Origin of the sequence: Adhaeretor mobilis (assembly GCF_007741515.1) — a bacterium.
Classification (GTDB): domain Bacteria; phylum Planctomycetota; class Planctomycetia; order Pirellulales; family Lacipirellulaceae; genus Adhaeretor; species Adhaeretor mobilis.
The window spans coordinates 4,398,594-4,413,130 of sequence record NZ_CP036263.1 but is presented as its reverse complement, the minus strand read 5'-3'; the positions used below and the strand labels follow the sequence as shown (position 1 = coordinate 4,413,130).

Annotated in this window: 9 protein-coding genes; 3 read left to right on the top strand and 6 right to left on the bottom strand. The window is 54.2% G+C overall.

Annotation, left to right across the window (positions count from 1 at the left end; genetic code table 11):
- Positions 1–14: 14 nt before the first annotated feature.
- Together HG15A2_RS17370 and HG15A2_RS17365 are read right to left on the bottom strand one after the other, a co-directional pair.
- Positions 15–2,768 carry a serine/threonine protein kinase gene (locus tag HG15A2_RS17370; RefSeq protein ID WP_145061756.1) on the bottom strand — a complete coding sequence of 918 codons (2,754 nt, stop codon included), beginning with the start codon at positions 2,766–2,768 and terminating at the stop codon, positions 15–17.
- On the bottom strand, positions 2,765–3,427 hold the full coding sequence (locus tag HG15A2_RS17365; RefSeq protein WP_145061754.1) for a sigma-70 family RNA polymerase sigma factor: 663 nt from the start codon (positions 3,425–3,427) through the stop codon (positions 2,765–2,767). The genes HG15A2_RS17370 and HG15A2_RS17365 overlap by 4 nt, the downstream gene beginning before the upstream one ends.
- A 320-nt stretch (positions 3,428–3,747) precedes the next feature.
- On the opposite strand from HG15A2_RS17365, the gene HG15A2_RS17360 reads away from it, so the two are divergent.
- The 3 genes from HG15A2_RS17360 to HG15A2_RS17350 all read left to right on the top strand — a co-directional run bounded on the left by HG15A2_RS17360 (position 3,748) and on the right by HG15A2_RS17350 (position 9,188).
- On the top strand, positions 3,748–5,925 hold the full coding sequence (locus tag HG15A2_RS17360; protein WP_246117774.1) for a vanadium-dependent haloperoxidase: 2,178 nt from the start codon (positions 3,748–3,750) through the stop codon (positions 5,923–5,925).
- A gap of 193 nt (positions 5,926–6,118) precedes the next feature.
- On the top strand, positions 6,119–7,552 hold the full coding sequence (locus tag HG15A2_RS17355; RefSeq protein WP_145061752.1) for a matrixin family metalloprotease: 1,434 nt from the start codon (positions 6,119–6,121) through the stop codon (positions 7,550–7,552).
- 325 nt (positions 7,553–7,877) lie between these two features.
- Positions 7,878–9,188 (top strand): serine/threonine protein kinase, encoded by a 1,311-nt coding sequence (locus HG15A2_RS17350; RefSeq protein WP_218932043.1) that lies wholly within the window; start codon positions 7,878–7,880, stop codon positions 9,186–9,188.
- A gap of 280 nt (positions 9,189–9,468) precedes the next feature.
- Here the strand turns inward: HG15A2_RS17350 and HG15A2_RS17345 are convergent, their stop codons facing one another.
- From HG15A2_RS17345 to HG15A2_RS17330, 4 genes are all read right to left on the bottom strand, one after another.
- Positions 9,469–10,185 (bottom strand): hypothetical protein, encoded by a 717-nt coding sequence (locus tag HG15A2_RS17345; RefSeq protein WP_145061748.1) that lies wholly within the window; start codon positions 10,183–10,185, stop codon positions 9,469–9,471.
- 211 nt (positions 10,186–10,396) lie between these two features.
- The gene (locus HG15A2_RS17340; protein WP_145061747.1) at positions 10,397–11,086 is read right to left on the bottom strand and encodes a type IV pilus biogenesis protein PilM; all 690 of its coding nucleotides are present in this window, start codon (positions 11,084–11,086) and stop codon (positions 10,397–10,399) included.
- 421 nt (positions 11,087–11,507) lie between these two features.
- Positions 11,508–12,779, bottom strand: a complete 1,272-nt coding sequence (locus tag HG15A2_RS17335; RefSeq protein WP_145061745.1) for a prenyltransferase/squalene oxidase repeat-containing protein — start codon at positions 12,777–12,779, stop codon at positions 11,508–11,510.
- A 70-nt stretch (positions 12,780–12,849) separates the two neighbouring features.
- Positions 12,850–14,532, bottom strand: a complete 1,683-nt coding sequence (locus tag HG15A2_RS17330) for an HlyD family efflux transporter periplasmic adaptor subunit (RefSeq protein ID WP_145061743.1) — start codon at positions 14,530–14,532, stop codon at positions 12,850–12,852.
- Positions 14,533–14,537 lie beyond the last annotated feature (5 nt).

The following is a 14,537-nucleotide window of genomic DNA, read 5'->3' as shown; positions in this document are numbered from 1 at the left end:
CCGATGGGATGGGCTCAATCGGCTCGAACTAGGAGATCGTCCAAAGCTTGACGGATGATTGGGAGGGACCTGTTCATCGACTTGTGATTGATTTTCTCTAGCTGATTGGTAATAGCCATCGCTGATTTTAGTGTCGTCTCGGCTTCGTTATGTAAGCCGAGATCGAGTTGCGCTTGGGCGAGTGATCCGTGGACAACCACCGCCCAAAGTCGGTAGGGGTAGCTCCCTGGGTGTTGGTCGATGATTACTCGCATCTGTTCTACGGCGGCTGTCAGCACCGTTATGGCTTCTTCTAACAGAGGAGCACTACGCGACAGCTTGACTTCGCGAGCTCTTTGTGTAAGCACGTGTCCAAGCTTGTGCAGTACATGCATGCGAGAGAGTCCAAACTGAAGCACATTGGGATGCTTCCGTACTAAGTAATCCGCATGTGTCATTGCGTTTCGCAGCGCTGCTTCAGTCAGCTTGCGACCGGCGATTATGTGGGGCGGCACGAACATGTTTGAACGAAGCGTTTCGATCAACTCGTAGCGATAATGTTGATTGGTAGGGTGTTGTTCGACAAGCTGTTTGAGTAAAGCAATCGCCTGCTTCCCATCGAGGCTCAGCTCTTTCTTCAAGTCGGGAGGCCCCTCTTCGGCAAGTGCACGAAACGTGCAGGCGAGCAAGAATTGACACGAGGGCTGCTCGGCCTGTTCCTTCGACATATTACTGAGGATGGCTACTGCTTGGTGAAGCCAACCCCTGCGTGCCGCATTGTTGCTGCTTGAGAGGGCAAGTGGTTCAGCGATCAGGTGGGTGCCGCCGGGCCCGGGCCTTCGCAATTGATCTAGCGCCACACTTTCAGCACGAATCCGAGCAGGACGCCCGAGGAAATGACACGCCCGAGCCCGCTCGTAGCGGCTAGGAAACTCATCGGCCGAGTTTTCAGGGCCAGTCGCCCACCTTAAAGCCTGTAGGTGTGAGCCCTGCGATAAATTTCCTTCTCCATCTAATGTGTAAACTCGGCCCATTTCATTGTGAATGCGGGCGATCTCTACGGAGATACCATCTAAGTCGGGATTTTGCTCTTTGAGTTGCTTGAGTGCCGACAGCGCAAGTTCGTATTTTTGGAGTGCTTTCTCCGGCATCCCCAGCTGATAATAGACATCTCCAATACGACCGAGTGCTTGGGTTGAAGATCGTTGGAGCAAGAATTCAGAACCTTCCCCCTGGGCTAGCTGATCGTAGAACGGCAACAAGTTTTCCAGAATAGCCACCGACTCTTCTGATAGAGCGAGGGGAACTTTCCGGGCAGCAGTCGCGTCCGATAAGGGAATTTGCAGATCTTCAACATCGCTAGGTGCGAATTCGCTGTAAATATTATCGAGCGCCTCAATAGCGAGAGTCAAAGACGATTGCGAGCGCTTTCGCTCGCGAGTTTCGCGAAGTAACGCGAGCTTTACCTCGAGATTGGAGCGAGTCTCTCGCAAGTAACTGATAGTCGTCACTACCGAAGTGGCAAGGAGCAGCCCAAAAGCGATTGCGGATAAAGTTGCGACCGCGCGATTCCTACGACTCCACAACCGAAATCGACGCCACGCTGAAGCTTTGCGAGCTCGTACCGGGCGGTGATTGAGGTATCGCTGGAGGTCAACGGCAAACGCGTCGCCGGTGGGGTAGCGCCGTGCAGGGTCGCTGGCTGCCGCCTTCAGGACGATTGTCTCCAGATCACGTGGAATTGTCGGATCGATCTGTCTGGGTCGCAACGGTCGGGAAGCCGTATTGGAGATGCGCTTGATCGCTTCGGCCGGTGTTCGATCGGTGAAAGCCGGCTGGAGAGTCAACAGCTCGTAGAGTGTGAGGCCGAGACTGTAGAGATCGCTTCGTTGGTCAAAGCGTCCTTCAAATCCCTCGGGTGGCATGTAGGAAAGCGTGCCACCCAGGGTATGGAGCGTACTGGCATCGCCCGAATTAAGTGCTTGAGCGAGTCCGAAATCGGTTATCCAGATATTGTTGTGCACATCCAACAAGAGATTGCCTGGCTTAATATCGCGGTGCAGAACGCCTTGCTCAAAAGCGTGCTGTAACGCCTCGGCCGCATCACGACCAATAGTCGCAACGCGATGCCAGTAGTCGTCGGTGCCATGATTCGGTGACGGACCGTGCCTTAGCATGTCAGCGATGGGACCGCTATTTCTTTTCGAAACTGTTGTTGAGGTCGCTGCTTGCCGGGCCTCCTTGTTTTGAGGATCTGTTGAGATGCGCAAACGGTTGATCACCTCATCGAGCGGTGCTCCATCGATCAATTCCATGACCAGGAAGTGATGCCCTTCGTACTCGCCCAAACCATGTAGTGGCACAATATTCGTGTGATGCAGCCGGGCAGCTAGACGCGCCTCACGCTGGAACCGTCGTAGTTGTCGCGGATCTAACAGTGATTGCTTGGGTAGCACTTTCAAGGCTACCCGGCGGTCAAGCGACTCTTGCTCCGCCTCAAACACGATGCCCATGCCTCCACGACCGATTTCCCGAACGATCTTGAATTCCCCTAGCTCGGTCAATTCAAGTGGTCGACGGGTAGCATTGTTCACAGCTGTCTCGTGAGCTTCGTACTTTACGCGCTCCAGGGCAGCAATCGTTGGGAACAGTTCTCGAATGTCACCAGCAAGCTCCGGATGGCTCGTGGCATACGCTTCGATGGACGGAACCTCACCAGTCCGGCAACGATCCATGAATTCGGCGGCCAGTTGCTCAAGCGGTTCACACTCCTCGATTTTCTCGCTCATTCCCAGTCCCCGCCAAATAGGTTGAGCAGATTCGAGAATTCAGGCAACTCTTCGAGTAACTTCTTCAAGCGTCCCACTGCGCGAACATAACGAATGCTGGCTGCCTTCTCGCTGACTCCAAGCACTTCAGCAACCTCCTTGTTAGTCAGCTCTTCAAAGTGCCTTAGCGCAAGCACTTCCTGATCGAGCGTTTCCATCGTCTCTATGGCCTTGCGTAGATCCACGGCAGTCTCGCTTCTGACAACCGCTCGGCTGGGCGAAGTCAGATTGCCAAGCAAGCCGAAGGTCAGCGAAGCAGAAGTCACCCGCGGATAAGCCGAGCCGTTGATAGAAACCTCGCGCGTGGCGTCCCGTTGTTTGGCTCCGATATGACGGCGATGCGCATCGATCAATGTTTGGCCAACAATCATGCGAAGCCACACGAAAGGAGAATACTGTTGTTGGTTAGAATAATGGCCAAGTCGCTGTGATGCGTCGAGGTAGGCATCTTGAAGTACATCATCGGGGTCGAGTCTTGTTGCCACTCGTTTGTCGAGCCGGAAATACACAATTCGCCACAAACGCTCCCGATGCAATCCAAATAATTCAACAAGCGCAGTGCGGTCTCCGCGGGCAAGCCGAGATTCCAGTTCCTCAGTTTCTTCAGTGGAGCTCTTCATTCAGCGGACATACCAAGAAAGCTTCAAGATGATGAATGTCGTGTCATGGTTATTTTCTACAGCAGACGACCACAGTTATCTCGTGTCTCTATTTTACGCAGCCCGACGGAAACGTGAATTGCGAGCAAACTGATGAGAATCGCAAGAATTCTTGCTTTGCCCTGTAGAATCGCACCCTTGCTCCGCGTTTAGCCTTCTAGAAGAGTCTTTTTCACACCGTTTTTGGGGGAGGCAATCTAGGGAGGCGGAATTGAGGCGCCGCCCCCGTGATTTGGAAGAGCGGCATTCGATTCCAACCCCGGAACATGAGGAGAGTTGTGATGAAACCCGTAAAAAAACGAAGCGTTGAGAAGCTAGAAACACGAAATCTCCTGGCTGCCGATGTGGGATTGGGAGACGACCTGTTGGCATCAACGGTAGAAGAAACCGAGACGGTCCAGGTGAGTAGTTTCGTAGTTTCAGCCACTACTGCTGAGAGTACCGAGCTCCTGCAAACTTCTGATGGACAGCTCGCTGTCGAATCAGACGTCGTACTCGAGTGGAACGAGCTGTTCGGCGATCTGCTGGTCGCGGACGAAGCTAACCAGAATCCGGGGTACGCATCCCGGTCGATGGCCATGCTCAACTTGGCGATTTACGATGCGGTTTCCATCGCTTCGGGGGACTTAGACAATACTTTCTATGACTACGCGACAGACATCGTCCAAGGCCTGTCGAATATCTCAACAGAAGTGGCTGCATCACAGGCCGCCTACACGGTGCTCAGCTCGCTTTACACGGACCAGCAACCCGTGATCGATACGTTCTTAGGTAACATCCTTGGAAATTTCGGTCAGAACTCCGACACCGCTGGCAGCGTCGCGCTGGGAACCGAAGTCGGCGAGCAGGTCCTTGCCGAGCGTGCCAACGATGGTTCGGACGTCCTCGGCGACTACACCTACACTGATGAGGTTGGGTTCTTTCAAGCCGATCCACTGAATCCTGATGTACCTGCCTGGGGCCCTACCTGGGGAGAAGTTGATACGTTCGCCATTTCTTCTGTAGAGAGCTTTGTGCCCGAAACCACTCCGGCGCTGACTAGTGAGGACTATGCCGAATCGTACAACGAAGTACTGGAGTTGGGGGCTGTCGATAGTACGACTCGTACAGCCGACCAGACTGAAGCCGGCATCTTCTGGGCCTACGATCGCGAGGGCCTCGGCACTCCACTGGCTCTCTTTAGCGATGTACTTGAAACGATCGCCACTCAAGAAGGCAACACCCTCGAGGAAAATGCGGCGCTCTATGCCCAAGCCTCGGTCGCCATGGCCGACGCGGCGATTGTTGCTTGGCAGACCAAGTTCGGTGAGGAGTTCTGGCGACCGGTCACCGCCATCCACGACGGCGATCTTGACGGTAACTCTCTCACTGAAGGAGATGAGGATTGGGTAGCACTTGGCGCTCCCGATGGTGGTGAAGACATCATCGGCTTCACGCCACAATTCCCCACCTACATCTCCGGACACGCCACCTTCGGCGGTGCTCTGTTCGGCACCCTTCAGGAGTTTTATGGGACCGACGATATTTCCTTCGAGCTGACCTCCAGCGAATTGGAAATCCTGCTCGAAGACCCTGAACTCCAAGAGGCCTACGGACTGGATCTCGACGACGCAACACGGCAGTTCGACTCGCTGAGTGAGGCGATGGCCGAGAACGGTCGGAGTCGCGTCTACCTGGGAATCCACTTCGACTTCGACGACCTCGTCGGTCAGGAAGTGGGACAGGCCGTCGCAGCGGACGTCGCTTCTCAGTTTGTCGTGGCGTCGGATGATGGGGTCGAAGGTGTAGAAGAGTCCGTATTGCGCTATGAAATTACTGGGCGGAATGTCACAAGTGATCTGATAGTCGCCGTCGACGACTCCCAGGTCGAGATAGTCGACGCTCGCAGTGGCGAGGTACTGGAGACACGCTCGACCGAAGAGACTTCTCAAGTCCAGATTGTAGCTACCGATCGAGGGAATACCCACGTAACCGTTGATTTGAACACAGAGGACGCTGTGCTGCCCGGTGGCATCGTCATTGAAGGGGGCGACGGTCGCAGGGACGTTGTTGACCTGTTCGGAACTGACGGTGCGGACTCCGTGTTGGTTGATGGTAACACGGTTATCGTCAACGGCACGACCATCGAGTATTCAGGCATCGACTCCATTCGATGGCACGGCGGTCCGGAAGATAGCCTGACGACAATCGCCGACGGCGATGCTCAGTTCTTCGTTACTGATGGTGACCGGGGGGCTCCTCCGCAAACGCCGGACGGACAACGCGATGGCAAAACACCTGATCGAGACGGTCGACGACTGGCCGGTCGTGGGCAGCCAGCGCAGAGTTCGCGGCGAGACGATGCCCGGTTTGTGGACGAAGTCTTTTCCGAGCTTGGTGCTCTGGAAGTACTCAGCCCATTAGACCGACAGCTGCTCGCAGGACGGAACCAACGGGACGGGCAGAGTGGCGGCCGGTGAGGCGAAGTGGAAAGCCATCTCGCCTTGTTACCCCGCTATTAGCGGTCGACGAGCTATTGCCTCGCGAGGTCGATGCTTCCATCGTTCATTCTTTTAACCCCCAGTGTACTCGTGGAGAGCCGTCAAACTTGTGGGCAAGGTCAGCCCCGTGTTGGCGGATTTCCCGCTATGCCCTTCTTCAAGGTCCTGGACTATGCCACATCTTAGCGTGTTTCTCGTTTGCACCGTAAGTTCCTCTTCCCTATGGCTTGCGAGCTACGCGGTTGCCTATGTACCTGACGATCCGTGGTCGGTGACCGCTTCTGGCGTCGCCAGTGCGCCGGGAACGCCAGTCACTCTCACCTGGAGCATTGCTCCCGATGGGACCAACATTCCCGGTGAAGGAGGCAGCAATGTCGTGAGCTATTTTGATGATTTATTCAACGTCACGTCCAGCAGTGATGACTTGACTGATCGACCCTGGTTCACCCTGTTGGAGCAGTCGTTTGAGCGTTGGAGTGAACTCGGTGGTATCGAGTTCATCTATGAACCTAACGATAATGGGTCGCAACTGCAAAATTCAAACGGAGTGCTAGGAACGTTGGGTGATGTTCGACTCGGCGGGACCTTTGTTGATGGTGCCAGTAGTACGCTAGCCTACGCGACGCTGCCAAACAGCGGAGATATTGTGTTTGATACGGGGGAGACGAGCTTCTATTCCAACTCTTCAAACAATTACCTCCAACTTCGTAACACGTTGATGCACGAAATTGGACATGCCATTGGTCTGCAACATGTCGAGTCGTCCAACTCTGCGCTGTTGTTGGAGCCGTTCATCAGTACGGCCTTCGATGGGCCGCAACTCGACGATATTCGCGGCATCCAAGGTTTGTATGGTGACTCCTTAGAAAAGACAAACGGTGGATTGGGTAATAACTCTGCGAATACTGCCACAGACTTGGGGACCCGTGCTGCGGGAAGCTCTCTTTCGGTCGGCGGCGATGCTACCGGGACCCAATTTGTCGCGGCAACTGAAACCGACTTTGTGAGTATCACCGATGCTGACGATGCGGACTTCTTTTCGTTCACGCTCAGTAGCCCGTCGATTCTGGGCGCCACCCTGACTCCGCTGGGTGGCGTCTTCAATCAGGGGGTCGAGGGAGGATCGCAGTCTTCCTTCGATGCAAACTCACGGAACGACCTGTCGTTGGCACTGTTCGGACCCGACGGAAATACGCTTCTGGAACTGGCCGATCTGAGCGGTGCGGGGCAAACGGAGCTGCTCAGCGAGATCAGACTATCCACTGTCGGCGAGTATTTTGTGCGAGTTGCTGGTGACACCGATGCGGTTCAACTCTACGAGTTGGACCTTTCAGTAGTGGCTGCTACAACTAGCCTCGCAGGCGACTTTGATGCGGACGGCGATGTTGATGGCCAAGATTTTCTCGCCTGGCAACGCAATAGTGCTTTCACAGTTGCTGATTTGGCGAACTGGCAGGACCATTTTGGTCTGGCCAGCTTGGGAAGCCTCGCTTCCGTTCCCGAACCAACGGCAGGTAATCTGTTTGGTTTGGCCACTCTGACGCTACTCTTGTATCGCCGACCGCGTGAGTGCGGCGTCTCGAAGTACCAACGCGATCAAGATTGATGTTGCATGTATTGAATAAAGTAAAGAACCACCTAAATTGGTCCCTGCATGGCTGTGAAACCAAAAGCCATCCTGTTGAGATTAGACATTAGGGCGTTTCTCCATACTCACCGCTTTTTTAAGACGTCCATTGCCAACTGATCCGAAACAAACCGTAGTGATGCCAAAACGAGTGGTTTTGGAAAACGCGGTATTGGATTTGCGGCCGCCTGGTTCTACCGTAAACACCAAGCGGCAGTTCAGTGAATCAACGCGAAAGTTGCTTCAACAGCGACTTTTCATAGCGCTGACGTCAGTACTTTGTGTCCTGTTGACGCTTAAGATCATGGGCTTGGTTTTTGCCGGCACCACCGTTGCCGACTTTCTCGTGCGGATGTCGACTGCCGCCGTACTTTTTGGCCTTGTGGCGATTCTCTATCGAACCCCCCAAGCCTCCATACGGCAGTTGCGAGTTTTAGAGTCTGTGGGAGGGATCGTACTGGCAGTGGATTTCATTTGGGTGTTGGTTGCCGAAACCCGAGGCATGATTGCTCGGGGGAAAATCGAGTCGCTGCCCACACTGTTTATGACAATCAGCTTTGCGTATGCGATCCCCATCGCAATCTATGGCATGTTCATTCCCAGCAACTGGCGCCGGACTGCAGCCATCACGTGCTTGGCTGCACTGCTTCCGACGACCGTTGTGATGGTTCTCCGACTCACGAATCCGTCCTTGCGGCACCTGGAGGAATTTCCTGGTTTCGTCGCGCCGACTCTGACGATGGTGATGGCAATCGCCGCAACCCAAGCCACTCGCGTCGTGAATCAGATGCGTCGCGAGGTGGAAGCGGCCAGGCAGTACGGACAATACCAATTACTCGAAAAGATTGGAGAGGGCGGGAGAAGTACCGTCTACAAGGCAAAGCATCGACTGCTGAAACGACCAGCCGCCATCAAGCTGATTCGTCAGGAAATCGCCAACGAATCGGCGGCAATTGCTTCCTTCGAGCGCGAAGTGCAACTCTCCGCGGAGTTGACCCACTGGAATTCCGTCCACATCTATGACTACGGGCGAACTGACAATGGCGATTTCTACTATGTGATGGAGTACCTCGAAGGCGAAACTCTGCTCGACCGGATCCGTCGGCTTGGGAAGTTGACCAGCGAAGAAACCGTTAACTTCATAGGCCAGGTTTGCGATGGCTTGCAGGAAGCTCACTTGAAGGGAATGGTCCATCGCGACATCAAACCCGAGAATATTTTCCTGGCCAACAATATGGGACAGCCAGATGTCGTAAAGATTCTGGATTTTGGCTTGGCGGCAATGCAGAGTGAAACGGACCGACTTCAAACAGTCAGCGGTAGTCCCTCCTACATGTCTCCCGAACAAATCAAGGCGGAGACGCTCGACGAGCGTTGCGACATTTATGCCCTAGGCTGTGTCATTTACGAGTGCCTGACTGGCCAGTGTCTCTTCAGTGGCGATTCCGTCAGTGAATTGTTTGCTCAGCATCTTCATAGGGAGCCGTCGCTCGACGGCCTGCCGGAGTCCGCACTAGCGTTTCGAGGCATCATTTTCGAGTGCGTTGAGAAAGACCACAGAAGCCGTTTCCTTAACGTTTCAGCATTGAAACACGTGCTGAAAAGTTGCTTGTGACTCTTTGTTAGTCACCCGACATCTCGGGCAGCAGCAAAAACTGCCCCGCAGGTAAGAAACCTGTCTTTGAGTCGTGGAGAGCGCACCTTTAGGGCTAGTAGCAGAAAGCATCAGCTCGTGAGGTTTCCAAAGTTCAGCGTAGAACTTCACTCGCGCTAGATGAGTCCGAGAAGAGGGAATGCACGGACGCTGGCTAAAACCCATCCCCAGATTCGTTTACGTACTGCGTAGGCAAGCTGGCGACCTCATTAAGGCCCGCTAGTTTATCTACTTCCGGTGCTCACTGGGCGTGACTATCCAAGCACGCTTTAATCTCTGAAGCCAATTGTTGCTCCAGGGCCGTGTCTCTTCCCAATGGAATCCAATACGGAGAGAGCTCCGTTCGGCTAACAGGCTCGCGGATTTGATCGGGCAGCGAGGAATCGCTGCGGAATGATGCGGCTCCAGCGGTTGAATGCTCGGGGCGCGGCAGGTCTTCAAGTTCTTTGAGCACTTCCACATCGACGAGATAACCGCTCGGGTCGGGGATCACTCGTACGACGGCTCGTCGGCGAATGGTTTGGAAGGTGCTTTCCCATCGATTGTAGCTCCCAACAGAGTCAATCCGATGCGGCTCAACAAGGGTCGCACCGAGTTGTGGAAACGTATCGATTCGACCTTCGGTGAGCACGTTGCCCACGAGTTGCACTTGCTGTTCACGTTCGATGCGGAAGTAATCGTCCACCTTGTCGACTATCGCCTCCCAAGCCCATTCACGATTGGTGACATTAGCGTGTACGGAGCTCGAGCCCGGCACAATGCCCGGCTCGGGCAAGGGCGCGCCGGAGGGGCCTACGGGAATAGCAACGCTGGGGGCTTGTCCTCCGCTCACAACCGGTGGAGCTGCGAACAGCTCTGGTCCAGCGGCCAGCGGCGCCGTTTGCTGGCAGCCAATTGAGGCTGCGCAAACGATCATCGTGAACGCTGCGACGCGAGTGTATTGGGAGAGCTTGAGCAACGAATCCGTCCGTTGAATCTGCTAGTGGAGTGAAGTCTCGGAATCTAGTCGCTAGGATTCTTGGAAAAGTCCCGACTTAGCACAAGAGAGAAGCCGTTAACCTGCTCCGTATCTCCAGAGTGCTAGCATATAATAAAAGACCGGCTACCTACTTGAGGCAGCCGGCCTGAGCGGTTGCAAGTCCGCAGCCAAGTGGATGGCATATGTGTAATTAACCTTCGGAATCCATGCCGAGCTGCATTTTCAGCTCTTCAAAGCGTTCCATGTACTCGTCGCGAGTGGAGTGAACATGCTCCGCTTCGGTGATGAATTGCATCTCTTCACGGCATTGCAAGTCACAACGCTTGAGGGCCTGTTCGTAATCGCTAAGGTCTTGGCCGTATACGATCAGTAACTTGTGCTCGTCGAACTGAACTTCTTGAGGCCGCTTGGAATTTAGCACGGCAATGCCGGTGCAACCGTCGTTCGTGAGCAGATCTTCGAATTCCCAGAGGATGCTCTGCAGAATGGGCATGTCGATGTGTTCGCGGTACAGGTCGCGGTGGCCCGTATCGCCATAGTCGTGACTGGTTTCGAGAACCACATCGACCACGGGGCCTAGCTGCTCGATAACTTCCATGAAAGTTTCGAATAAGTCCTCCCGCGAAACAGCTGCCATCAAGACAGGCACGTCGTGCTGAGCGGCTTCGTCGCGGTACGTGTCGTGGCGGAATCCGGCTGTGGGCACTATCTGTAGGTCGTAGGAAGGTCGCACCGCGTCGGTCAGACTGAACCGACCGTAGCGTCGCACGCCCAGGTGGGCTTCCAACTCGTCTTCCGTGAGAGTTTCGAAGCTGCTGTTCAGTGGCGGCATGGCGTCTTCGTGGAAGACATTGCGAAAGAATTTTTTCAGGAAGCCCATCGGCGTACTCGGTACTGGCTATTGTTTTTGTGCGGTTGGTTTGCAATCAGACGCTGGGTTGCGACCGATCGATAGGTGGGGATTCACTTGCCGGGAGCTTGCTGGGGCGATTCGATTGCGATCCAGTGACACTCCTGCCAAATGGCCGGGGTGCCCTCCTCCTCTACACAAAACTTAGGTTACGTCTTGAGGAGTTTCGGGGCGGAGAGCAGCGAATTCACTCGCCAGAAGACTGCACAATCCGTACAGCCGGACCCGTATGGTCGAGACTCGCTCCACGAGTCTTGTAAAGGAGTCAGCAGGCATGAATTCCCGCCTGAGTAGCGAGCAGAATGAGAAGACTTGAGCAGAGCCAGATTCACGGAGTGAATCTCGACAAACTCTATGCGGGGCAATCTAATGAGACACCACTCGTCTAGCCTTACTCAGCCGATTTCTGGCACCGCAGCAGCGACGAAATCGCCATACCCGTGTCTGCGGAGTAGTGATAGTCGTACAGCGGGTAGTCCCACCAGCTGCCATCTTTCTCCTGCAATGGAAGCAGGATGTTTGCCAGATGCGCTTGAAAATGAGGACGCTCTTCCAAGGGAAGCTCATCAATGCACATCGCTGCGTAGTAATGGCCATAATAATAGAAGTAGCCAGCCACGCCGAAATGCGATTCGTGGGGCACGGGATACTTGCGACCGATACTTAACCAGCCGTTACGCGCGTAAAGCCGATCGAGCCAGGTCTTGAGAACTTCATTGGTCACTTCTTCGCGGCCGTACATTCGCAAAGCGAGATTACACACCTGCGAGCGACCCAAACTCCCCGCGGGCCGATTGATGTCGAAGCGAGGCATCATTCTAAGGTACTCGCCGTACGCGTAGGAAAAATCTGGGAGCCGCTGCCTGAGGATCGAGTCGATACCCTTCTTCGCTAACCTTTCGGGATACTTCACGCCTAGTTTCTCGGCATCCTTCAAGGCAATCAGGCAGGTTGCTGTGGTGAAGCTCGTGGGACTGCCGGCAGGCACGCGAGAGTGAATGTCGAAATCGTAGTAACCCCAGCCACCGTTGACGAAGGTGTACCGCTCTAAGCGATCGACTTGGTACTGCACGAGCTCTTTGAGTTTGGCCTGTAACTCCTTATCGCCAACGGCCCGCTCGTGTAGCTTCACAATCGCCGCGGTGCCGAAGGCATGACCCCACACGTTGTAGAGGGCCGTGCCATCTGCACGACGCAGCTGGCCGCCATCCTTAAGGAGCCACTCCTGGGCACGATCGATCGACGCTTCAATTTCCTTACGGCGATCTCCCGTATAGAGCTCACGCGCTTCGCAAAGTCCGCCGATAGCCAGAGAAGTGGAACCCATGCGGAACGCTAGGTGGGCACCCGGCACGGGAGCATAGATATTCAAGGATTTGGTCCGCTGGGGACCGCCCCACGCGCCGTTCTTACGCTGATTCTCTAGTAGATAATCCACCCCGCGGGTGATTCCCTCAAGAATCGCATCCTCGGTAGGCGCGGTAATTGGCTTGGGTTTCGGGCCCTGCACTGCAAGCGGGTAAGGGTGGTCCGACTTCTCTTCCACTGATACTTCAGCTTCTGGCTTCGCTTCTATAGCCATCGCAAGACTACCAGCAACAGCTGATGTCGCAGCAATAAACAGCAGCGAATGATTGAGAACAATGCGAGGTTGGAACCGCATGGCGACTTCCTTATGCCGTTGTGTGCGACGATTCTGTAAACCGTGAAACTGTGGGACCGTCAAGCGAGGGCTAATCGTTCTTCTTCTCGTCCGCTTTCTTGACGATCTCGTCTCCTTCTTCAAGGCCTTTGAGTATCTCGACCTCTTTGTCCTTCTTCTTACCAAGAATCACCTTGCGGCGAACGGGTTCTTCGTCCTCGTCTTCACACACCAGTACGTACTTAAGCTTAGAGTTGTCGTCGTCGGTGTTCACGTAGTCTTGTGGAATGACAACGGCATCTTTCGCCTCGTAAGTGGTGAGCTTTGCCTTGCAAGTCATGCCGGGCATGAGCCATTCGGGGGCGTCTTCGAGATCGACTTCCATCTCCACAGCAAACTTGTTGCTCCCGGCCGGGGCAGTGGCAATCTCTTCGATTTCGCCTTCGAACTCGAGATCGCTATCCGCGACCGGCGAGATCGTTGTTTTCAGGCCTTTTTCTATTTTTGGGAAGTCCTTTTCTCCAATGCTGGTCTGAACATACATCGGCCGCGGCTTGACGACGGTCATGACAACGCTGTTGGCCGAAACGGTGCCGAATTCCACGAGTTTCGTCTTCATGCTATTCACCGAAGTCCAGCGACCATTCACACAGGGGCCGTAGTACACGATGCCGTCGGCAGGTGCTTTGAGCTTCAAGAGCGAGCGGTCGGAAACGAGCTTGGCGTGTTCCTCGATGCTGCGAGCACGCTCTTCGCGTTTCTGTTCCATCTCGTAGCGTTTCTTACTCAAGCTGGTCGACTTGAGCATCTTCGCCTGCTCAAAGGCCAAATCAGCGAATTCGAGTTCTGAAGTTAGACTTTCCTCCCGACGCGGGATCGAGACATCGAGTGTGTAGTCATGGTTGAGCTTAGAATACTCCATGTAGAACTCCGCCATTTCTACCTGATGCCGTTGACGTCGAAGCACGATTTCTTCTGTTTCCTCAGTGATTTCGTCCGCATCATACATTTTCTCTAGTTGCTCAAGCTCTTCGCGAGCATTATCGAGGTACTGCTGGGAACTCTTGAGATTATTGCGGACAGAACGTTCGGTGAACGGTCGCATCGTTTCTTTGAACCGGTCATACTCAAACTTTTGTTGCTCGTAGCTACGTTTGGCTTGAGCAAAGCTAAGTTCCATGGACTTTTCCAATCGCGGAAACTCTTCTTCCGCTTCCATCATAGCTAGTTCGTCGAGACGCTGCGAAAGCGCAGCTTCGGCCAGCTTTTGTTCGAACTTCGTATCGTCGAACTCTACTAAGACATCGCCCTTGCGAACGCGGGCACCGTGTTCAACAGCTTCCACAACCTTGAAGCTGGACCAAGTCTCTGGACGCAGGGGAACCTCTTCCATCTCTTCGGCAACGAATATGCCATCGAGAGTTATTTCAATTTTCAGGTCTTTGGTTTCAACCTTGCGAGTCTCGCGTTCTTTCTTATTGGATTTTTCGTCCTCTTCTTTTTCAGTCTCGCCGTCCTCGTCTTCCTCCTTGCTGTCGTCGGCAGCCTTATCAGCGGAGTCCTTGTCAGATTCTTCTGCTTTGGCTTCGGAGCCGTCGCCTGTTTTCTTTTTCGAGTCTTTCTCGGCTTTCGCATCCGAATTGTCGTCAGACGCTTCTACAGTCTTCTCCTTAGATTCTCTCACTTCTTCTTTGGCGAACGAGAGAGAAGCACTATTGGCGAGAAAGACATTAGAAATCGTGAAACAAAGCAAAAAAGTAAGCCACCGGGCCATTGTCA